The 20755-nt window shown below is 64.7% G+C and carries 16 protein-coding genes, 1 pseudogene and 1 riboswitch; of the genes and pseudogenes, 11 read left to right on the top strand and 6 right to left on the bottom strand.

The genetic code is table 11. The annotated features are described in order from the left end of the window. Positions 1–395: 395 nt before the first annotated feature. Complete coding sequence (locus RFM98_RS30550; protein ID WP_320312212.1) at positions 396–1274, bottom strand: hypothetical protein; 879 nt, start codon at positions 1272–1274, stop codon at positions 396–398. Between the two features lie 367 nt (positions 1275–1641). On the opposite strand from RFM98_RS30550, the gene glmM reads away from it, so the two are divergent. The 5 genes from glmM to serA all read left to right on the top strand — a co-directional run bounded on the left by glmM (position 1642) and on the right by serA (position 8155). Next, a complete protein-coding gene (glmM, locus tag RFM98_RS30545; protein WP_320215534.1) occupies positions 1642–2994 on the top strand; it encodes a phosphoglucosamine mutase in 1353 nt (450 codons plus the stop codon). A gap of 223 nt (positions 2995–3217) precedes the next feature. After that, positions 3218–4033, top strand: a complete 816-nt coding sequence (locus RFM98_RS30540; RefSeq protein WP_320312211.1) for an outer membrane protein — start codon at positions 3218–3220, stop codon at positions 4031–4033. 208 nt (positions 4034–4241) lie between these two features. Continuing rightward, entirely contained in the window at positions 4242–5120 is an 879-nt protein-coding gene (locus RFM98_RS30535; RefSeq protein WP_430682371.1) for an outer membrane protein, read from the top strand. Positions 5121–5315: 195 nt separating this feature from the next. Continuing rightward, positions 5316–6491 carry a phosphoserine transaminase gene (locus tag RFM98_RS30530; RefSeq protein ID WP_320312210.1) on the top strand — a complete coding sequence of 392 codons (1176 nt, stop codon included), beginning with the start codon at positions 5316–5318 and terminating at the stop codon, positions 6489–6491. 65 nt (positions 6492–6556) lie between these two features. After that, positions 6557–8155: a phosphoglycerate dehydrogenase gene (gene serA, locus RFM98_RS30525; RefSeq protein ID WP_320312209.1), complete on the top strand. Its 1599-nt coding sequence runs from the start codon at positions 6557–6559 to the stop codon at positions 8153–8155. 41 nt (positions 8156–8196) lie between these two features. Here the strand turns inward: serA and RFM98_RS31495 are convergent. Beyond that, positions 8197–8385 (bottom strand): annotated as a pseudogene (locus tag RFM98_RS31495) (EamA family transporter); the annotation flags it as partial. Between the two features lie 303 nt (positions 8386–8688). Here RFM98_RS31495 and RFM98_RS30515 point away from each other — a divergent pair. Together RFM98_RS30515 and RFM98_RS30510 are read left to right on the top strand one after the other, a co-directional pair. Then, complete coding sequence (locus RFM98_RS30515; RefSeq protein WP_320215541.1) at positions 8689–9987, top strand: adenylosuccinate synthase; 1299 nt, start codon at positions 8689–8691, stop codon at positions 9985–9987. 69 nt (positions 9988–10056) lie between these two features. Continuing rightward, positions 10057–11946 carry a hypothetical protein gene (locus tag RFM98_RS30510; protein WP_320312208.1) on the top strand — a complete coding sequence of 630 codons (1890 nt, stop codon included), beginning with the start codon at positions 10057–10059 and terminating at the stop codon, positions 11944–11946. A 29-nt stretch (positions 11947–11975) separates the two neighbouring features. Here RFM98_RS30510 and RFM98_RS30505 read toward each other — a convergent pair whose 3' ends face one another. Genes RFM98_RS30505 through RFM98_RS30490 form a run of 4 tightly spaced genes read right to left on the bottom strand, consistent with a single transcriptional unit; the run spans position 11976 to position 15051 of the window. After that, positions 11976–12275: a CcdB family protein gene (locus RFM98_RS30505; RefSeq protein ID WP_320312207.1), complete on the bottom strand. Its 300-nt coding sequence runs from the start codon at positions 12273–12275 to the stop codon at positions 11976–11978. Continuing rightward, a complete protein-coding gene (locus RFM98_RS30500) occupies positions 12275–12517 on the bottom strand; it encodes a type II toxin-antitoxin system CcdA family antitoxin (protein ID WP_320312206.1) in 243 nt (80 codons plus the stop codon). Before RFM98_RS30500 ends, RFM98_RS30505 begins: the two co-directional genes overlap by 1 nt. Before the next feature lie 56 nt (positions 12518–12573). Further along, positions 12574–14388, bottom strand: coding sequence for an ABC-F family ATP-binding cassette domain-containing protein (locus tag RFM98_RS30495; RefSeq protein WP_320312205.1), 1815 nt, complete (start codon positions 14386–14388; stop codon positions 12574–12576). Between the two features lie 18 nt (positions 14389–14406). Further along, positions 14407–15051, bottom strand: coding sequence for a thiamine diphosphokinase (locus tag RFM98_RS30490; RefSeq protein WP_320312204.1), 645 nt, complete (start codon positions 15049–15051; stop codon positions 14407–14409). A gap of 100 nt (positions 15052–15151) precedes the next feature. Then, a riboswitch (TPP riboswitch) is annotated at positions 15152–15256 on the top strand. Between the two features lie 52 nt (positions 15257–15308). Here RFM98_RS30490 and thiB point away from each other — a divergent pair. The 4 genes from thiB (at position 15309) to RFM98_RS30470 (ending at position 20576) form a co-directional block, all read left to right on the top strand. Further along, positions 15309–16310 carry a thiamine ABC transporter substrate binding subunit gene (gene thiB / locus RFM98_RS30485; protein ID WP_430682374.1) on the top strand — a complete coding sequence of 334 codons (1002 nt, stop codon included), beginning with the start codon at positions 15309–15311 and terminating at the stop codon, positions 16308–16310. A 237-nt stretch (positions 16311–16547) separates the two neighbouring features. After that, the gene (thiP, locus tag RFM98_RS30480) at positions 16548–18170 is read left to right on the top strand and encodes a thiamine/thiamine pyrophosphate ABC transporter permease (protein WP_320312202.1); all 1623 of its coding nucleotides are present in this window, start codon (positions 16548–16550) and stop codon (positions 18168–18170) included. Beyond that, positions 18167–18955 carry a thiamine ABC transporter ATP-binding protein gene (thiQ, locus tag RFM98_RS30475; RefSeq protein WP_320312201.1) on the top strand — a complete coding sequence of 263 codons (789 nt, stop codon included), beginning with the start codon at positions 18167–18169 and terminating at the stop codon, positions 18953–18955. The genes thiP and thiQ overlap by 4 nt, the downstream gene beginning before the upstream one ends. A 154-nt stretch (positions 18956–19109) precedes the next feature. Continuing rightward, positions 19110–20576 (top strand): M48 family metalloprotease, encoded by a 1467-nt coding sequence (locus RFM98_RS30470; RefSeq protein ID WP_320312200.1) that lies wholly within the window; start codon positions 19110–19112, stop codon positions 20574–20576. Positions 20577–20755: the final 179 nt, after the last annotated feature.

Genomic DNA, 20755 nt, shown 5'->3' with positions numbered 1-20755 from the left:
GGCAGCGCGCCGAAATAGCTCTCTAGGCTCGAAATGGCAGTCTCTCCTCAGTTCGACTGCCTGCCCAAAGAATCTCTTCCTAGCCCAACTTCAAGTCCCAAAAAGCCATATGCGATTCCCCTGCCGTAAACGGGGAGAAAGAGGCTGGCCGCTTTCTCGGTGCTCATCCTGCAACGTTGATGATTGGCGAAACCCGCCGTGACAGCGTCCTTCTCCCCGTTTACGGGGAGAAGATGGCGGTAGCCAGATGAGGGGCGGCGCCAACGCCGGAAGATGTCGCCCGCTTCCTATGATCCCGTATGTTGCGACTTCGCTTCAATGCAATAAAGCGGCAAACAAGAAGGCCCGCGCATCTTGCGATGCGCGGGCCTTTTCCGGAAATAATCGCTACGCGATCAGCTCTTCAGCTTGGCATTGCACAGGCTGTAGAAGCCGCCGCCCTTCTGGATCCACTTCAGGCCGTTCAGCGTGTTGGCATCCTTGTTGGCGTAGTACTGCTCGAGGCAGGTATGCATGCGGCCCTTGGCCGGGGTCTCGGTGGCGAATTTCGGCGAGATCGCCTTCGGGAAGCTCACGCCCTTCGGCGCCACCGCCGTCGGCTTCGCCGGCTCGCTGGTGTAGGTCGCTTCCGTCGGAGCCGGCACGGTCTCGTCGTCGTCGGCGCCGGCGCCGCATTCGGCCTTGCGGAAGTCGTTCCACTTCATGCCGTTGAGCTTGTTGGCAGTCTTGGCAGCCTGGTACTTGGTGCTGCATTCGGCCATGGTCAGGCCTTTGCCGCCGTCGGCAGCCGCCGCGGTCGAGGTCTTGCTCGTCTTGGCAGGCTTGGTGTCGGCGGCAGGCGCGGTCGCAGCCGCGGCGGTTGCGCCAGGGCCGCACTCGGCCTTGCGGAAGTCGTTCCACTTCATGCCGTTCAGCGTGCCGGCGGATTTTGCAGCCTGGTACTTGGCGCTGCATTCCTTGGAGCTCAGGCCCTTGGCTGCGTCGTCGGCAGCGGCGGCGGCCTTCGTCTTCTTGGCAGGCTTGGTGTCGGCGGCCTTCGTATCGGTCGCCGCCTTCGTATCGGTTGCGGCCTTGGTGTCGGTCGCGGCGGAAGCATCGCTGCCGCACTGCGCCTTGCGGAACTGGTACCAGGTCTGGCCGGCGAGCGTTCCCGCATCCTTGGCCGCGTTATACTTGGTGCTGCACTCGGCCATGGTCAGCGCGTTGGCCGGCGCCGCCAGGAACAAGGTTCCAACGGCAAGCCCCGTCAAAACTGCAAGTCTATGAATAAGCATGGCGTTTTCTCCCTTGCTGCCGCCAATATGTGTCCCTATGCCAAACCAATAACGCTCAATGTCCGGTTGCGCCAGATGCTTCCGGCGCGAGCGCCGTCACAAAGTGTGTTGCTCCCGATAAGGTGATGAATTGCTTGCGGGTTCGCCGGTAGCCAAGGTTCGCCGGCGGACAAGGCGCCGAAAAGCCTCTCGCGGGCGGGTGTAGCGCCGCCAAGTCAAAGGTGGTGATATGCCGTCGAATCACTTGCACCGCCCGTGACAATGATTTTCTAAGGAACGGTGATATATAGTCACGAAATTTGATGATCGGGTGCGGCCCAATTGTGGCAATACGGGCCGCTGAAAAACCGACGGGGACTGTAGGGACATGGCAGGTCAGTATTTCGGCACGGACGGTATTCGCGGACGCGCCAACAAGTTTCCAATGACGGCCGAGGTCGCCATGCGCGTCGGCATGGCCGCCGGGCTCTCCTTCCAGCGCGGCAATCATCGTCACCGCGTCGTGCTCGGCAAGGACACGCGGCTTTCCGGCTACATGATCGAGAACGCGATGGTGGCGGGCTTGTGCGCCGCCGGCATGGACGTCTTCCTGCTCGGTCCGATTCCGACACCGGCGGTCGCCATGCTGGTGCGCTCGCTGCGCGCCGACATCGGCGTGATGATCTCGGCCTCGCACAATCCTTACTACGACAACGGCATCAAGCTGTTCGGGCCCGACGGCTACAAGCTCTCCGACGAGATCGAGGAGCGCATCGAGGGCATGCTCGACAAGGATATCGAGCTGGCGCTCGCCGATTCCGACGGACTCGGCCGCGCCAAGCGCGTCGATGGCGTGCATGACCGCTATATCGAATTCGCCAAGCGCACGCTGCCGCGCTCGATGTCGCTTTCGGGCCTGAGGATCGTCGTCGATTGCGCGAACGGCGCGTCCTACAAGGTGGCGCCCGAGGCGCTGTGGGAACTCGGCGCCGAGGTGGTGGCGATCAATGTCGAGCCGAACGGCTTCAACATCAACAAGGAGTGCGGCTCGACCCATCCGGCCGGCCTACAGAAGAAGGTGCACGAGGTGCGCGCCGATATCGGCATCGCGCTCGACGGCGACGCCGACCGCGTCGTCATCGTCGACGAGAACGGCGCCATCGTCGATGGCGATCAGATCATGGCGCTGATCGCCGAGTCCTGGCACCAGAGTGGACGGCTGGCCGGCGGCGGCGTCGTCTCCACCGTGATGTCCAATCTCGGGCTGGAGCGCTTCCTCGGCGACATGAAGCTGCAATTGCACCGCACCAAGGTCGGCGACCGCTATGTCGTCGAGCATATGCGCGCGCACGGCTTGAATGTCGGCGGCGAGCAGTCCGGCCACATCGTGCTTTCCGATTTCTCGACCACCGGCGACGGCCTGGTCTCGGCGCTGCAGGTGCTGGCCTGCATCAAGCGGCAGAACCGTCCGGTCAGCGAATTGTCGAAGAAGTTCGAGCCGGTGCCGCAGCTTCTGAAGAATGTCCGCATTTCCGGCGGCAAGCCGCTGGAGGAAGCGCCGGTCAAGGCGGCGATCGAAGAGGGACGCAACCGGCTCGGCAAGTCCGGCCGCCTCGTCATCCGGCCATCCGGCACCGAGCCGCTCATCCGCGTCATGGCCGAGGGCGACGATCCGCAACTGGTCGAGGCCGTCGTCAACGACATCGTCGGCATCCTTCAGGAAACCCGCAGCGCCGCCTGAATCCAGCGGCACGGGTTCCTGATACTCCGAAAGCCCGCCGCCAGGCGGGCTTTTTTCGTTGTCGCGCGACGTCCCCCGGACAACGGCTTTCCATCTAGAATTGTATAGATTCGTGGTTAATCGATACGGTTAAACGGCTTTTAACCTTTGCAATTCATTATCCACACCCGAGGTCAATCATCTTCGGGCGGGCGTCGTCCCGAGGCTTCTCAGGGGTGACGGAATGTTCAAGACAACAAGAATGGCATTGCTTGCCGCGCTGTTCGCGGGGGTAGCCGGGCCGGCTCTCGCCGCCGACCTCGCGGAACCGCTTCCCGTCGAGCCGGCACCGCCGCCGGTCGTCGAAGCCCAGCCCGTCGATGTCGGCGGCTGGTACATCCGCGGCGATATCGACTATCACAAGTCGACTTTGCGTGGCATCGACTACATTACCTACGGACCACCGCCCGGCACTAACGATTTCGATTTCGGCAAGCTCAAGGGCGGCTTCTCGCTCGGCGGCGGCGTCGGCTACAAGATCAACGACTACTTCCGTACCGATCTGACTGCCGACTACTGGTTCAGCTCGAACTTCAATGGCCAGACCTCGGATCTCGTCTCGACCTCGACCGAGGTCTCCAAGATGAGCGCCCTGCTGCTGCTCGCCAACGCCTATGTCGATATCGGCACCTGGCATGGCATCACGCCCTATGTTGGCGCCGGCATCGGCGGCGCGCACATCAAGTGGGACACGGTCCACGATCCGAACACCCCCGAGACCAATCCGGGGTCGTCCAACTGGCGCTTCGCCTACGCTCTCATGGCGGGCGCTTCCTACTGCCTGACCGATAGGGTCATCCTCGATGCAGGTTACCGCTTCACCCACATCCAGGGCGGGCGCATGTTCGAGTTCTCTTCGACCAGCTCCGGGCCAGGGTTCGATCATGGCATCAATACCCACGAGGTGCGCGGTGGTCTGCGCTACCAGTTCGGCGGCAACAATGGCTGCGCCCAACCGGTGGCCTATCAGCCCGAGCCGGAACCGATCTACACCAAGTAATCGCTTCCAACATTGCTAAATTCGCCAGCCGCCCGGCATCAGCCGGGCGGCTTTCGCTTTCTGCGCCATCCGTAAAATCCGATCAAAATCAATTCGGTAACGGAGCGTTATCCTTAACCGGCACTTAACCACTATGGTTAACAATGCTTCCTGAAACGGCAGCTCTGCTCGCGCTCGCGACTGGCGCCAACTTCAGGAGCCGGGGACCATGATATCAAAATCGCGTATCGCACTGGCGCTGGCCGCAATCGTGCTGATGCCGGTGACACCAGCGGTGTCGGCCGACTACGACCCACCGATCTATGTCGACCAGGCGCCGGACTATCAGCCGGTCGAGGTCGGCTCGGGCTGGTACCTGCGCGGCGACGTCGGCTACGCCTTCAGCCATCCGTTCGACGACACCAGCAACAATCCGGGCTTTTCGCACAGCCGGACGCTGTTCGATGCCAGCGTCGGCATGGGCTATCATTTCAACGATTATCTTCGCGCTGACCTGAACCTGGGGATCCTGCCATCAAACAAGTTCGGCGACAGTGTAGACACCACGTGTAGCGGATCAACAACGACGACAATCGTCGATAACACCAGCGAAACGATTACAAGCCAAAGCACTGTTTTGGGCACTACGCAGCCCTGCAAAGGATCCAGCAACGCCTTGAACAAAGCCTATAGCTTGATGGTCAACGGCTATGTCGATCTCGGAACCTATGTCGGTATCACGCCCTATATCGGCGCCGGGGCCGGCGTTGTCTACGACAAGTACGCCAGTGCGATCGGCGCGAAAAATTGCGTTGAATCGACCAGCAGCGTCGTCGGCAGCGGCACCACCACCACGACGCAATTCAATTGCAATGATCCTGCCGGCTATGACGGCCAGGTCAGTTCGAAGGCCAGCTATGACTTTGCTTATTCGCTGGCAGCCGGCCTCTCCTACCAAGTGACCAAAAATGTTTCAGTCGACCTCGGCTACGAATATCTCTCGATCCCGAGCGCCCAGCATGTCGCCTACGACAACGGGCTCTTCAACGTTCACAAGGGTGTGAATTTCCAGACCGTCAAGCTCGGGCTGCGCTACGATCTCTGGTAGCGCAGCGGTCAGTGAAATTCGCGAATGGCGGGCCTTCAGGCCCGCCGTCGCCTTTTTTGCGGTATTGCCTTTCGCGGGCGAATATCCCGCCAGCGACAAAAATTTTGCTCTTGACGCCGAAAGCGTGAGCGCATATCGCCGTCCGTGGGCCACCCCTCCCCAACGAGGGGCCACTATCTGGAAGGATAGACCACGATGACGACGCTTACCAAGCCCGGACTCCGTCCGGCAAACTCCAATTTCTCTTCAGGTCCCTGCGCAAAACGCCCCGGCTGGTCGGTCGAGGCGCTGTCGAAGGCCGCGCTCGGGCGCTCCCACCGCGCCAAGATCGGCAAGGCCAAGCTCGAGCAGGCGATCGAGCTGACGCGCGAAATCCTCGACGTTCCCGCGGACTATCGCATCGGCATCGTGCCGGCGTCGGACACCGGCGCGGTCGAGATGGCGCTGTGGTCGCTGCTCGGCGAGCGCGGCGTCGACATGGTCGCCTGGGAAAGCTTTGGCTCCGGCTGGGTCACGGATGTGGTCAAGCAGCTCAAGCTCGCCGATGTGCGCAGGTTCGAGGCCGGTTACGGCAAGCTGCCCGACCTGACGCAGGTCGACTTCGACCGCGACGTGGTCTTCACCTGGAACGGCACGACCTCGGGCGTGCGCGTGCCGAATGGCGATTTCATTCCCACGAACCGCAAGGGTCTGACCATTTGCGACGCCACTTCGGCGGCTTTCGCGCAACGGCTCGATTTCGAAAAACTCGATGTCGTCACCTTCTCCTGGCAGAAGGCGCTGGGCGGCGAGGGCGCGCACGGCATGCTGATCCTCAGCCCACGTGCCGTCGCGCGGCTGGAGACCTACAAGCCGGCGTGGCCGCTGCCGAAAATCTTCCGGCTGACCTCGGGCGGCAAGCTGATCGAGGGCATCTTCAAGGGCGAGACCATCAACACGCCGTCCATGCTGTGCGTCGAGGATTATCTCGATGCGCTCCACTGGGCGAAGTCGATCGGGGGACTCGAGGCTCTCATTGTCCGCGCGGACGCCAATGCCGCGGTGCTCGACCGGTTCGCCGACAAGTCGGCGTGGCTCGGCCACCTCGCCGTCGAGCCGGCGACGCGCTCGAACACGTCGGTCTGCCTTGCCTTCACGGATCCGGATGTGGCGGCGCTCGACGCCGACGGGCAGGCGGCCTTCGCCAAGGGGATCGTGTCTTCGCTCGACAAGGAAGGCGTCGCCTACGACATCGGCTCCTATCGCGACGCGCCGCCCGGCCTGCGCATCTGGTGCGGCGCCACTGTCGAGACTTCCGATCTCGAAGCGCTGCTGCCCTGGCTCGACTGGGCCTTCGCCACGCAGAAGGCGTCGCTCAAGGCAGCGGCCTGAGACCCGTGGCGGCCTCCGGCCGCCACCATTGCCCGACACACCCAATCCCCTTCAAGGAGGCCGCCATGGCGCCCCGCGTTCTCGTTTCGGATAAACTTTCAACCACTGCCGTGCAGATCTTCAAGGATCGCGGCATCGATGTCGACTACTTGCCCGACCTCGGCAAGGACAAGGAAAAGCTGCTTGAGGTGATCGGCCAGTATGACGGCCTCGCCATCCGCTCGGCGACAAAGGTCACCGAGAAGCTGATCAATGCGGCAACCAGGCTCAAGGTGGTCGGCCGCGCCGGCATCGGCGTCGACAATGTCGATATCCCGGCCGCCAGCCGCAGGGGCATCATCGTGATGAACACGCCCTTCGGCAATTCGATCACCACGGCCGAGCATGCGGTAGCGATGATCTTCGCGCTGGCGCGGCAGATACCGGAAGCCAATGCCTCGACCCATGCCGGCAAGTGGGAAAAGAACCGCTTCATGGGTGTCGAGATCACCAGCAAGACGCTGGGCGTGATCGGCTGCGGCAATATCGGCTCGATCGTCGCCACGCGCGGCGTCGGGTTGAAGATGCATGTGATCGCCTTCGACCCGTTCCTGTCGGACAGCCGCGCCGAGGAGCTCGGCGTCCAGAAGGTCGAGCTCGACGAGCTTTTCGCCCGTGCCGACTTCATCACGCTGCACACGCCGCTGACCGACAAGACGCGCAACATCATCGACGCGGCTGCAATCGCCAAGATGAAGGACGGCGTGCGCATCATCAATTGCGCACGCGGTGGACTGGTCGTCGAGGCCGACCTCGTGGCGGCGCTGAAGAGCGGCAAGGTGGCGGGCGCCGGTATAGACGTGTTTGAGGCCGAACCGGCCGAGCAGAACGCCCTGTTCGGCATGGAGAATGTCGTGGCCACGCCGCATCTCGGCGCCTCGACCGCGGAAGCGCAGGAGAATGTCGCGCTGCAGGTCGCCGAGCAGATGAGCGACTACCTGATCAAGGGCGCGGTCTCCAACGCCATCAACATGCCGTCGATCACGGCCGAGGAAGCGCCGCGGCTGAAGCCCTTCGTCAAGCTCGCCGAAGTGCTCGGCGCCTTTGTCGGCCAGGTCACCGAGGATCCGATCAAGGAGGTCGAGATCCTGTTCGACGGCTCGACCGCGACGATGAACACGCGCGCTTTGATCAGCGCTGCCCTTGCCGGCCTGATCCGGCCGCAGGTCTCGGACGTCAACATGGTGTCGGCGCCGATCATGGTGAAGGAGCGCGGCATCATCGTCGCCGAGGTCAAGCGCGACAAGTCGGGCGTGTTCGACGGCTATATCAAGCTCACCGTCACGACCGAGCACAGGACGCGCTCGATCGCCGGCACCTGCTTTTCCGACGGCAAGCCCCGCTTCATCCAGATCAAGGGTATCAATCTCGACGCCGAGGTCGGCCAGCACATGCTCTACACCACCAATGCCGACGCGCCCGGCATCATCGGCCTGCTCGGCACGGTCTGCGGCGAGAACGGCGTCAACATCGCCAACTTCCAGCTCGGCCGCAACCGGCCGGGTGGCGACGCGATCGCGCTGCTTTATCTCGACGCGCCGTTCCCGGAAAAAGTGCTCGATCAGCTGCGGGCGCACCAATCGATCGACTCGGCCAAGCCGCTGCACTTCGACGTCGGCGGCTAGTGACATGTGACATGAGGAAAGCCTGGGATACGTCCCGCCTGCTACGGCAGGCGGGCGACCCGGCGCGGCTCATGCCAGGCGGCCGCCCTCCTGCCGCTGTATTCGGCGAGCGTGATGCCGCCGAGCACCAGCGCGAGCGCGAGCGCCTGATAGGGCTCAAACTGCTCGCCGAGATCAGCACCGACAGCAGCGTGCCGAAGATCGGGCACCAGGTGGATAAACAGGCCGGCAGCAAAATCCGGCGCGGCGCAATGCGTTCAAGGCTCGAAGCCGGGATGGTGCGGCGGCGGCGGCAAGTGAATGATGCGAAAGCCGGATTCTGTTGTGCCTGGATCAGGATGACCTTCATTGAGGTTCACCATCCTGGCCGGACCCTTCGAGTCTCTTCTGAAAAACCTGCAAAACGGGTTCTCACTTTTCGGGGTTGTGCTCCAGGGTTTCAGCAGCAAAGAAAGGGTCGCGCCCGCCGGCGCTTGACGCTATAGAGGCCTGTCGTTTCAGGCCGCCCGCGCGGCATTTCAAGGGAAAAGAACATGGCCAATGTGGTGGTCGTCGGCTCGCAATGGGGCGACGAAGGCAAGGGCAAGATCGTCGACTGGCTGTCGGAACGGGCCGATGTGGTCGTGCGCTTCCAGGGCGGTCACAATGCCGGCCACACGCTGGTCGTCGACGGCAAGGTCTACAAGCTGTCGCTGCTGCCCTCCGGCGTGGTGCGCGAAGGCAAGCTTTCGATCATCGGCAATGGCGTGGTGTTCGATCCGCATGCCTTCGTCGCCGAGGTCAAGAAGCTCAAGGAACAGGGCGTGGAGGTCACGCCGGAGCGCCTGAAAATAGCCGAAAACACCGCGCTTATCCTGTCGCTGCACCGGGAGCTGGACGGATTCCGCGAAGACGCCGCCTCGAACTCCGGAACCAAGATTGGCACGACACGCCGCGGCATCGGCCCCGCCTATGAGGACAAGGTGGGCCGGCGCGCGGTGCGGGTGATGGATTTGGCGGATTTGGAAACGCTTCCCCTCAAGGTCGACAGGCTGCTGACGCACCACAATGCGCTGCGCCGCGGGCTCGGCCATGCGGAAGCGACGCATGAGGCCATCATGCAGGAATTGACCTCGGTGGCCGCCGAAATCCTGCCCTACATGGACCGCGTCTGGAAGGTGCTCGACGACAAGCGTCGCGCCGGCGAGCGCATCCTGTTCGAGGGCGCGCAGGGCACGCTGCTCGACATCGACCACGGCACCTATCCCTTCGTCACCTCGTCCAACACCGTGGCCGGACAGGCGGCCGCCGGCTCGGGCGTGGGCCCAGGCGTCATCGGCTATGTGCTCGGCATCACCAAGGCCTATACGACGCGCGTCGGCGAGGGGCCGTTCCCGACCGAGCAGAAGAACGAGATCGGCGAGTTCCTCGGCACGCGCGGCCACGAGTTTGGCGTCGTCACCGGCCGCAAGCGGCGCTGCGGCTGGTTCGATGCCGTGCTGGTGCGCCAGGCCGTCGCCGTCAACGGCATCAAGGGCATCGCTCTGACCAAGCTCGACGTGCTCGACGGGCTGGACGAGATCAAGGTCTGCACGGGCTACAGGCTCGACGGCGAGACGATCGATTACCTGCCGGCCAGCCAGGGCGCGCAAGCGCGGGTCGAGCCCATCTACGAGACGCTCGAAGGCTGGAAGGGAACCACGGCCGGCGCCAGAAGCTGGAACGATTTGCCGGCGCAAGCCGTCAAATATGTACGCTATATCGAGGAGCTGATCGGCGCCCCGGTGGCGCTGCTCTCCACCAGCCCCGAGCGGGACGACACGATACTTGTGACCGACCCGTTTCAAGACTAGTTTCACAGCCCTTCCCGGCGCTACGGCTGATTTGCGGCTGGCGGGAAAAGAATGCAGGTCACCTGACGCATGGCAGATTTCGTTAGTGTTCTGAAAAAGCAGCTCGACAAGAAGAGCGATCCTTCGTTCGAGATGCGCAAGCAGATATACGACGGTGCCCGCGCGGTGCTGGCGAAGAAGCTCGCCGAGTATTCCCCGCCGCTGGCGCCCGATGTCGTCAGCAAGCAGAAGCGCTCGCTGGAAGATGCCATTTCCAGCGTCGAGCGCGACTATGTCAAACGCGTTCCGGCCGAGGATCCGCTGGCGGAGCTGGAGCATATTTTCTCCTCCATCGACCGCAACAAGAACCAGCCGAGCCATACCCGCCAGCCGGCGGCGCCGGAGCCCGCCAAGCCGGATCCGTTCAGATCCGAACCATTCAAGCCGGCGCCCGCGCCCGCCGGGACGGAACCGAACTGGCAAAGCGCGCCGAAGACAGAGCCCGCACGGCAAACCCCGGCGAAGGCCGAGCCTGACTGGCAAAGCACGCCAAAGGCGGAGCCAGCCTGGCAGAAGGCGGCACCGCCGATGCCGTCGCCGCGCGAGGACGACGTAGGCCTCGCCGGCATTGACGCTGCCGATCCCGATGATGGCAGCGACGTCTTTGCCAATGACGAGCAGCCGGCGGCCGATACCTTCCAGCGGCTGCGGCCTCAGCCGCAGCGGCGCAGGCGCAGCTATGGCGGGCTGATCGCCGCCGTCATCGCGCTGCTGGTGCTGGCCGGCGGCGGCTACGGCATATGGCTGAACAAGAACGCCTTTGGCTCGCTCTTTGGCCTTGGCGGCAGCGGCAGCAAGACGGTCTCGACCGAGCCGCTGGTCGAGCCGGCGCTGGTAAAGCCGGCACCCGCCAAGCCGGCGACGGAGACGGCGGCAGCACCGGCTCCCGCCGGCACCAGCGAGCCGGCCGACACGACCAAGTTCACGCAGCGCCTGACACCCGAGGGCAAGGAGGTCGATCCCGGTCCCGCCGGCGGACAGGCCACGATCGGCGAAGGCGAATCCGTCGCGGCGCTGACCTCGCGCCCGCCGGCTGCGCCGGCAACAGCGCCCGCCACGACCGGCACCCCGCCGGCGCCGGCAACGCAAACGCCTGAGGCGTCTGCCGCGGGAGCAACGCCGGCTGCGCCGGCGACCGACGCGGCCAATCCGACACCACCGGCGGCCGCGACCACACCGCCAGCGACTGATGCGGCAACGCCACCCGCGGCCGGCGCCACGCCACCCGCGGCCGGCGCCACGCCACCCGCGGCCGGCGCCACGCCACCCGCGGCAGCGACAACGCCACCGGCCGCAGCGACAACGCCACCGGCCGCAGGCACGCCACCCGCCACGCCTGCACCGGCGACGGCCGAGGCGACCGTGCCGGTCGGGCAGAAGGCGATCTTCTATGAGGAGCGCACCAGCACCCAGCAGGGCACGGCCGAGCCCGGCAGCATCGTGTGGTCGCTGGTGCAGGAATCGCCTGGGGGCGACCTGCCGCCGGAACCGGCAATCCGCGCCGAGGCGACGATCCCCGGCAAGAATATCCAGCTGCGCATGACGATCCGGCGCAACACCGACCAGACCCTGCCGGCCAGCCACATCATCGAGATGATCTTCCTGACGCCGGAAGGGTTTGACGGCGGCGGCGTCGACAACATCCTGCGCATCGCCATGAAGAGCTCCGAGCAGGATGCCGGCAGCCCGCTGATCGGCATTCCGGCCAAGATCGCCGACGGCTTCTTCCTCGTCGCGCTCAACGACACCAAGGCCGACGAGGACGCCAACCTGACGCTGCTGAGGGGGCAGGCGTGGATCGACGTGCCGGTGGTCTACAAGACCGGACGCCGCGCGTTGCTCACCATGGAAAAGGGTATTCCCGGCGAGAAGGTTTTTGATGAGGCGCTGAAGGCCTGGGCGGCGAAGACGTCGGGGTGAGCGATCGTGGCGGTGCAGGGCGCCGCCACCTAAAACCCTTGAAACAGCATGTCGAGGGCCGCAACGATATCGTCGTGGTGTCTGGCAAGGCTCCCTTCTGCCGCCCGTAGTTCCGAAGCCGTCAAGGCCGACATGAATTGAGTGACCATTACATGGTCCTCGCCATCGATCCTGAAGATCGGGTTCAGTCGGCCGGCCGGCAAGGGTGCCATCTTCTGCGGCAAAAGCGGAACGACGACCTTCGTATCGAGGTGCTCCAGCAGGTCGGACTGGATATCGAGCAGATAACCATCGCCTCCCGCGCTCCTGTAGAAGTCATAACGGGCCATCAAAACAGCCGGTATTTGGCTAAAGGCAGGCCATTGCGCTTGACGTAGTCGTTGGAGCTTTCGAGGGCTGCCTTGTTCTCTTCCTGCCAGCGGCGCGTCTTTTCGGCAGAAATCGCCTTTGCGATTCCTTGCTCGGCAGCCCGGGACATGTTGATGCCCAGCGCCTTGGCCTCTTCGATCAATTTGGAATCAATCGAGGTGTTGACCGATTTGCGTTGCTGTTTTGCAGTCGAATGGAGCATGGCTGCCTTCCTTTATGCGCATAAGATAAGCGCATAAATACGCGCAGGCAAGCCAGTTATCCTTCCATCTCTTCGCGCAGCATTTCCAGTTCCAGCCACTCTTCCTCGAGCGCGGCGAGGGTCGTGCGCTCCTTGTCGAGCGCGGCGATGGTCTTCTGAAATGAAACGGGATCGCGTTCGTAGAAGGCGGGGTCGGCGATATTGTTCTCCAGCCGTTGGATCGAGGCCATCACCGCCTCGATCCTCTTCGGCAGGGAGTCCAATGCGAATTTCTGCTTGAACGAGAGCTTCTTCGCCGGACCCTTCGGCGCGGCTTGTTCGGCTTTCGGCGCAGCCTCGCTCGCCTCGGCTTTCGACCTTGCCTTGCGGTCTTCCAGCCTGGAGCCGCCGCGCTGCGCCAGCATGTCGGAATAGCCGCCGGCATATTCGATCCAGCGCCCGCCGCCGTCGGGCGCAATCACGCTGGTGACGGTGCGGTCGAGGAAGTCGCGGTCGTGGCTGACCAGGATCACGGTTCCGGCAAAGCCCGCGACCAGTTCCTGCAGCAATTCCAGCGTCTCCATGTCGAGATCGTTGGTCGGCTCGTCGAGCACCAGCAAGTTCGCCGGCCTGGCCAGAACGCGGGCGAGCAACAGCCGCGCCCGCTCGCCGCCGGAAAGCTCGCGCACCGGCGTGCGTACCTGCTCCGGCTTGAACAGGAAATCCTTCATGTAGGAGACGACGTGGCGCTGCTCGCCATTGATGACGAGGTTCTCGCCGCGACCGTCGGTCAGGTAATGCGCCAGGGTCTCCTGCGGGTCGACCGCCTCGCGCTTCTGGTCGAGCGTTGCGATCTCCAGATTGACGCCGAGCCGCACACCGCCGGCATCCGGCGCCAGCTCGCCGGTCAGCATCTTCAGAAGCGTCGTCTTGCCGGCGCCGTTCGGTCCGACCAGGCCGACCCTGTCGCCGCGCTGGATGCGGGTCGAGAAACCCTTGACCACGGTGAGGTCGCCAAAGCTCTTGTCGATGCCCTTGGCCTCGACCACCAGCTTGCCCGATTCGGCGGCATCGCTCGCCACCATAGTCGCGGTGCCTTCGGCGCCGCGATGGCTGCGGAAGCGCTGGCGCATGGATTGCAATTCGCCGAGGCGGCGCATGTTGCGCTTGCGCCTGGCCGTCACGCCATAACGCAGCCAGTGCTCCTCCCGCACGATCTGGCGGCCGAGCTTATGCTGCTCGCGCTCTTCCTCTTCCAGCACCTGGTCGCGCCATTCCTCGAAATGGGCAAAGCCCTTGTCCAGCCGGCGGGTCTCGCCGCGATCGAGCCAGACCGTGGCGCGTGTGACGCGCTCGAGAAAGCGACGGTCGTGCGAGATCAGGATCACCGCCGAGGAGGTGCGGGCAAGTTCTTCTTCCAGCCATTCGATGACCGACAGGTCGAGATGGTTGGTCGGCTCGTCGAGCAGGAGGATATCGGGCTCCGGCGCCATGACGCGGGCAAGGGCGGCGCGACGCGCCTCGCCGCCGGAAAGGTCGTTCGGCCGCTCCTCGCCGGTAAGGCCGAGATGTTCCATCAGATAGGTGGCGCGATGCGGATCGTCGGCCGGGCCGAGGCCTGCCTCGACATAGGCGCGCACGCTGGCAAAACCATCCATATCCGGCATCTGCGGCAGATAGCGGACCGTTGCCGAAGGCTGGCGGAACACCTCGCCGTCCTGCGGCTCGATCATACCGGCGGCGATCTTGAGAAGCGTCGATTTGCCCGACCCGTTACGCCCGACCAGCGCGATCTTCTCGCCGGCGGATGCGCTGAGTGCCGCACCGTCGAGCAGCGGCGTGCCGCCGAAGGTCAGTTTAATGCCGTCGAGATTGAGGAGTGGCGGCGCCATGTCAACTTTCTGGAAATGTCAGCTTTCAGGAAGGGGATAGGGGTGGGCCAGAAGCATCGCCCGACCGCGCTCAAGCGCGACGCCAAGCCGCCCTTTGACCTCGTTTGATATAGTGAGCGAGGAGCCGAACGCCACCTCGACGCGGTCGAGCGGCCATTTGGCGCCGGTGACCGTCAAGCCCGAAAGCTCGGAGAAGCCGAGCACCGAAAACAAGGTGCCGTCATCATAATCGAAGCTGGCCTTGCCAGGCAGGATGGGAACGCCCTCCTGCGCGCCGCTGGTCAGCAGCACTCGCGTGCCGGCAGCAGCCAAGCGCAGGGCCAGCGCCAGATGCAGGAACGCATGGTCGGCGCGCTTGCCGCCAAAGGCGCCGGCAAGCACGAGACTGGTGGCGCCGCGCTGGAGTGCTTCCGCTATGGCGAGCTCGCCATCGGTCATGTCCTTCTCGGCCGGAAAGACCTTGCGCGGCACGGCGGCCAGATCTTTCGGCAGGTCCGCCGGCACCGAATCGAAATCGCCGACCCAGAGCTCCGGCACCAGGCCAAGCAAGCGGGCATGGCCGATGCCGGCGTCCGCGGCGATGACGCGCGAAGCCTCGATCTGGCGTTCGAGCCGGGGCGTGCGGATGAGCTCGCCGCCAAGCAGGATGGTGAATGTGCCCATGGCCGTGGCCCTTACCAGCCCGCCGCGCGAAACGGAAGCCGGCCGCAGATGTCCGGCAAACTTCCGCTTGCGCGCTGCTTCGGCCGGGCCTATCTGTCGAAACGCTCTAACGGGGTGCCGGACGTGATCCGGCTGAGAGGCGAAAAGCCAACCCGCTGAACCTGATCCGGTTTGTACCGGCGGAGGGATTAGACGTTTCGGACCATCCGGCGCCTCAATTCCTTGTCACTCGAACGAAGGAGGCGCCGATGCGCGCGATGTTGTCCAAGCTTATTCTCGCAACTGGCCTTGTTTCGCTTCTGGCAGGCGTTGCGCCTGCCACCGCAAAGGACAAGCTCACCGTCTATACCTATGAAAGCTTCACGGCCGACTGGGGCCCCGGACCGGCCGTCAAGAAGGAATTCGAGGCCGAATGCGGCTGCGATCTCGAATTCGTCTCGGTGGCCGACGGCGTCGCCTTGCTCAACCGCGTCAAGCTGGAGGGTGCCAGCACCAAGGCCGACATCGTGCTCGGCCTCGACACCAACCTGACCGCAGACGCCAAGGCGAGCGGCCTGTTTGCGCCGCATGGCGAAGTGTCCGGCATCAATGTGCCCGGCGGCTGGAAAGACGACACTTTCGTGCCCTTCGACTACGGCTATTTCGCCGTCGTCTACGACACCGAGAAGCTGAAGACGCCACCGAAGAGCCTGAAGGAACTGGTCGAGGGCGCCGGCACGGACAAGATCGTGATCCAGGATCCGCGCACTTCGACGCCGGGCCTCGGCCTGCTTCTGTGGGTGAAGTCGGTCTATGGCGACAAAGCACCCGAAGCCTGGGCAAAGCTCAAGCCGAAGGTGCTGACGGTGACGCCGGGCTGGAGCGAGGCCTATGGCCTGTTCACCAAGGGCGAGGCGCCGATGGTGCTGTCCTATACCACCTCGCCGGCCTACCACATGGTGGCCGAGAATACCGAGCGCTACCAGGCGGCCTCCTTCGAGGAAGGCGAGTACCTGCAGATCGAGGTCGCCGGCATCACCACGACGGGTGCTGCGAACCCGCTGGCGCAAAAGTTCATCGACTTCATGACCGGGCCGAAATTCCAGGACGTCATTCCGGAAACCAACTGGATGTTCCCGGCCGGCAAGACCGACAAGCCGCTCAACCCGGCCTTCGACAAACTGGTCAAGCCGACCAAGACCTTGCTGTTCACCCCGCAAGAGGTCGCGGCCAACCGCAAGGCGTGGGTGGATGAATGGCTGGCGGTGATGAGCAAGTAACTGGTCTTGGTTATCATCCTTCCAAGATGATTGCTCTACGGCGCCCCCCTCTGTCCTGCCGGACATCTCCCCCTCTAGGGGGGAGATTGGCTGGCACGCCGGCTTTCGCCAATCGGCGACATTGCAGGCAAGAGTGGGGCGTCAAAGCTGCTGATCTCCCCCCTAGAGGGGGAGATGTCCGGCAGGACAGAGGGGGGCGCGAAGGAACGCTAAGCTTCCCAAGTCAAATGGTGCAGCGTGCATTCCGCCGCTCGCCCTGACTCCCGCATCACCGCCGGCGTCGCCGCGCTTGCGGCCATCGCTGCGCTCATCGGCGGCGCTTTCGCCGGTCTTGCCCTCGAAGGCGCGCATGATCTCTCGGGCGCTGCCGCTGCCTTCGACGGCTACCTCTTCCGCATCGCCCGCTTCACGCTGTGGCAGGCGCTGCTGTCGACGCTGCTGTCGGTCGCGCCGGCGCTGCTGGTGGCACGCGCCTTGTCGAGACATCCGGCCTTTGCCGGCCGCCGCCTGATCCTGCAACTGTTCACGGTGCCGCTGGCCCTGCCGGCAATCGTCGCCGCGCTCGGCATCCTGGCGCTCTATGGCCGGGCCGGGTACTTCGCCGGCGTCTTCGCCGCGCTTGGCGGCGGGGAGTGGCCGGGGATATACGGCCTCTCCGGCATCCTTGTCGCCCATGTCTTCTTCAACCTGCCCTTGGCCGCGCGCCTGTTCCTCGAGGCGTTGGGGACCATTCCCGCTGACCAGTGGCGGCTGGCGAGCCAGCTTGGCATGGGCGCCCGGCCAGCCTTCCGGCTGATCGAATGGCCGGTGCTGCGCGCGGCGCTGCCGGGGATCGCGGGGCTGGTCTTCATGCTCTGCATCACGTCCTTCACCATCGTGCTGACGCTGGGCGGCGGTCCGGCGGCGACGACGCTGGAGGTCGCCATCTACCAGGCGCTGCGCTTCGACTTCGATCCGGCGCGCGCCGTGGTGCTGACGCTGCTGCAGGTCGCGCTGACCTTCATCGTGGTCATCGTGCTCACGCGGCTTGGCGCCAACACGGTCGGCGATGCCAACCTGCCGGTGGCGCCGCGCCGCTACCTTTCGGCGGGCAGGGCGGAAAGCATGCTGAACGCCGGCCTTATCGCGCTTGCCCTGCTATTCGTTGCCGGACCGATGGTGGCGACCGTGCTTTCAGGTCTGGAGGCCGATCTCGGCCGGCTGGGGGGTGAAGCGGCGGTGCGTCGCGCCACCCTCACCAGCGCGGGCCTCGCCTTGCTGGCGGCGCTGCTCAGTGTGACGTTGTCGCTGGCGCTGATCGCGGCGCGGCGCGCGCTGGCCCTGCGGCGCAGCCCGGGCAGCGCCATGGGCCTACTCGAACATGCCGCCGACACCGGCGCCGGCTTCGTGCTGGTCGTGCCGCCGATCGTGCTCGGCGCCGGCTGGTTCCTGGCGCTGCGCGGGGTCACCGATGTCTTTGCCATCGCGCCGATCATGGTCGTCGCCGTCAACGCGGTGATGGCGATGCCCTTCGCCATCCGGGCCATTCGCCCCGCCTATGACGCGGCCAGCGAACGCCACGAGCGGCTTTGCCTGGCGCTCGGCATATCCGGCTGGACCCGGCTGCGCCTGGTCGACTGGCCGTCGCTCAGGCGGCCTTTGGCCACCGGCTTTGCCTTCGCCATGGCGCTGTCGCTTGGCGATCTTGGCGTGATCGCGCTGTTCGGCAGCGATTCCGTGCAGACCTTGCCCTATCTTCTGCTGGCGCGCATGGGCAGCTACCGGACGGCCGATGCGGCGGGACTTGCCTTGCTGCTCGGCCTCGTCTGCCTGATGCTGGTGATCGTCGCGGACTGGTTGGGGCGGGAAGGAAGGTCATGACGACGACCATCTACGGCACCGCCGCGCAAAAGGGCCTCGCTGTTGCGCTGGATGGCGTCTCGTTCAGCTATGGCGAGGCGTCCTTCCGCTTCGACGCCGAATTCGCCGCCGGCAGGATCACCGCCATCATGGGACCGAGCGGCTCCGGCAAGTCGACGCTGCTCAATCTGATAGCTGGCTTCGAAACGCCTGGTACAGGCAAGGTGCTGATCGGCGGCATCGATCTCGGCAACGCGCCGCCTTCGGCGCGGCCGGTGTCGATGGTGTTCCAGGAAAACAACCTGTTTGCGCATCTTTCGGTCGCAGCCAATGTCGGGCTCGGCCGCTCGTCCTCGCTGAAGCTCGGTGACGCCGATCGGGCGGCGGTCGTCGAGGCGTTGGCGCGGGTTGGCCTGGCGGGCAAGGAAAAGCGGCTGCCGCGCGAGCTTTCCGGCGGCGAGCGGCAGCGCGTGGCGCTGGCGAGAGTGCTGCTGCGCGACCGGCCGGTATTGCTGCTCGACGAACCTTTCGCGTCGCTCGGCCCGGCGCTGCGCGACGACATGCTCGACCTTGTCGCCGGCATCCATGCCGAGCGCAAAATGACGGTGCTCTTCGTCACGCATCAGCCCGAAGATGCGCGTCGCATCGGCCAGGACGTCGCATTCCTCGATGAAGGCACGATCGCGGCGACCGGCCCGGCCGATGATTTCTTCGATCGATCTGGACCGGACGCCTTCCGGCGCTATATCGGCGATCGAGGCGGCACCGTTGCCGGATCACAACACATTGCCCGGAAGCGGACATAATTTGCGGCCAAACCGGCGATGGGTGATCCGGCGTTTGCTTGCCTTGTCCGGGGGAGTGTGGCTAGGTCCGGCCATGCTGGTTCCGGGTGGGCCGTGATTTGCCGAAAGATTTCGAAAGGAAGCCGATCTGTCGACCGGCGCTGAGAAGGTGTGGATGAGGCCGCTGGCACGATTTTTCGCGCTGGCGAGCGTTGCCGTGCTGGCGAGCTGCCAGATGTTCACGCCGCCGGACGTGAAGGAGAGCGGCTTCCAGCCTTCCGACAAGCCGATCACCGTCGACAATGTCGTCGCCAACGCCAGGCTCGCCGAAATGGCGAAGGCGCAGCATCCGCGCATCCTGGCCACCTATGGCGGCGAGTATTCCGACCCCAAGCTCGAACGCATGGTGGCAAAGGTCGTCGGCAACCTGACGGTGGTGTCGGCCAACCCGACCCAGACCTATCGCATCACCATCCTCAATTCGCCCAACGTCAACGCCTTCGCGCTGCCGGGCGGTTATCTCTATGTGACGCGAGGCCTGCTGGCGCTGGCTAACGATTCCTCCGAGCTTTCCGCCGTCATCGCGCATGAGATGGGCCACGTCACCGCCAATCATGGGCTGCAGCGGCAGCAGCTCGAGGCCGAGGAAGGCTTGGCGACCAAGGTGGTTTCCGACGTGCTCGGCGACAGTCCGACCGCCAAGGCGGCGCTCATCCGGGGCAAGCTGAGGCTCGCGCAATTCTCGCGCAACCAGGAACTGCAGGCCGACGCCATCGGCATCAAGTCGATCGGCGAGGCGGGCTATGATCCCTATGCCGCCGGCCGCTTCCTGCAGTCGATGTCGGCCTATACCGATTTCCGCTCGGTCAGCGGCGCCACCGACGCCAGCCTCGACTTCCTGGCCACGCACCCGAACACGCCGCAGCGCATCGAGCTGGCGCAGCGCCTCGCGCGCAATTTCGGCCCGCCCGGCTTCGGCACGCGCGACCGCGACGCCTTCCTCGCCGGCATTGATGGCCTGCTTTACGGCGACACGCCGGAAGAAGGCTATGTGCGCGGCCAGACCTTCATGCACCCCAATCTCGGTGTCTCCTTCACGGTGCCGAACGGTTTCGTCATCGACAACACGGCTGCCGCCGTCACCGCGACCGGGCCGGGCGACATCGCCATCCGTTTCGACGGCGTGGCGATCAACAAGTCCGTGTCGCTCGCGGATTACATCCGCAGCGGCTGGGTGGCCGGGCTCGAAGACGCCAGCGTGCGCCAGGACACGATCAACGGCAACGAGGCGGCGATGGCGCATGCCAGCGCGCAAGGCTGGCAGTTCGACATCGCGGTGATCCGCGCCGGCGGACAGGTCTACAGGCTGCTGACAGCCGCGCCCTCGGCCAGCACCGCGCTGGACCCGGTCGCGCGCTCGGTCAGTGCGTCCTTCCGTGTGCTCAGCCCGGCTGAGAAGGCCGCGTTGAAGCCGCTGCATATCCGCGTCGTCACCGTGCAGGCCGGCCAGACCATGGGCTCGCTCGCCGCGCAAATGGTCGGCGTCGACCGCAAGCTCGATCTTTTCCGGGTGCTCAACGCCATGTCGCCCGGCGCGACGGTGTCGACCGGCGACAAGGTCAAGATCGTCACCGATAAATAGGGCCGGCGTCCGCATTCAGGCGGCTTCCGCCAGAAAACGGGTCGACGCCGCCTAAAGCGCGTCGCGCTGAACCGGATTCAGGCGACGCGCTTTAACAGGCTGCTGCAAAAGTCGCGTTTGGTGATGTTTTGTGATTCACTTCGGTTGGCGAACAGGAGTGATTTGCGATGCGCGGACGG

Source organism: Mesorhizobium australafricanum (assembly GCF_033977265.1).
GTDB classification, from domain to species: Bacteria; Pseudomonadota; Alphaproteobacteria; order Rhizobiales; family Rhizobiaceae; genus Mesorhizobium; species Mesorhizobium australafricanum.
This window is presented reverse-complemented; position numbering and strand designations above follow the sequence as displayed.

What these genes read in the sequence shown, in the direction of transcription:
- RFM98_RS30550 (WP_320312212.1), bottom strand. Translation starts at nt 1,274, where the DNA reads ATGCTTATTCATAGACTTGCAGTTTTGACGGGGCTTGCCGTTGGAACC.
- glmM (WP_320215534.1), top strand. Translation starts at nt 1,642, where the DNA reads ATGGCAGGTCAGTATTTCGGCACGGACGGTATTCGCGGACGCGCCAAC.
- RFM98_RS30540 (WP_320312211.1), top strand. Translation starts at nt 3,218, where the DNA reads ATGTTCAAGACAACAAGAATGGCATTGCTTGCCGCGCTGTTCGCGGGG.
- RFM98_RS30535 (WP_430682371.1), top strand. Translation starts at nt 4,242, where the DNA reads ATGATATCAAAATCGCGTATCGCACTGGCGCTGGCCGCAATCGTGCTG.
- RFM98_RS30530 (WP_320312210.1), top strand. Translation starts at nt 5,316, where the DNA reads ATGACGACGCTTACCAAGCCCGGACTCCGTCCGGCAAACTCCAATTTC.
- serA (WP_320312209.1), top strand. Translation starts at nt 6,557, where the DNA reads ATGGCGCCCCGCGTTCTCGTTTCGGATAAACTTTCAACCACTGCCGTG.
- RFM98_RS30515 (WP_320215541.1), top strand. Translation starts at nt 8,689, where the DNA reads ATGGCCAATGTGGTGGTCGTCGGCTCGCAATGGGGCGACGAAGGCAAG.
- RFM98_RS30510 (WP_320312208.1), top strand. Translation starts at nt 10,057, where the DNA reads ATGGCAGATTTCGTTAGTGTTCTGAAAAAGCAGCTCGACAAGAAGAGC.
- RFM98_RS30505 (WP_320312207.1), bottom strand. Translation starts at nt 12,275, where the DNA reads ATGGCCCGTTATGACTTCTACAGGAGCGCGGGAGGCGATGGTTATCTG.
- RFM98_RS30500 (WP_320312206.1), bottom strand. Translation starts at nt 12,517, where the DNA reads ATGCTCCATTCGACTGCAAAACAGCAACGCAAATCGGTCAACACCTCG.
- RFM98_RS30495 (WP_320312205.1), bottom strand. Translation starts at nt 14,388, where the DNA reads ATGGCGCCGCCACTCCTCAATCTCGACGGCATTAAACTGACCTTCGGC.
- RFM98_RS30490 (WP_320312204.1), bottom strand. Translation starts at nt 15,051, where the DNA reads ATGGGCACATTCACCATCCTGCTTGGCGGCGAGCTCATCCGCACGCCC.
- thiB (WP_430682374.1), top strand. Translation starts at nt 15,309, where the DNA reads ATGTTGTCCAAGCTTATTCTCGCAACTGGCCTTGTTTCGCTTCTGGCA.
- thiQ (WP_320312201.1), top strand. Translation starts at nt 18,167, where the DNA reads ATGACGACGACCATCTACGGCACCGCCGCGCAAAAGGGCCTCGCTGTT.
- RFM98_RS30470 (WP_320312200.1), top strand. Translation starts at nt 19,110, where the DNA reads ATGAGGCCGCTGGCACGATTTTTCGCGCTGGCGAGCGTTGCCGTGCTG.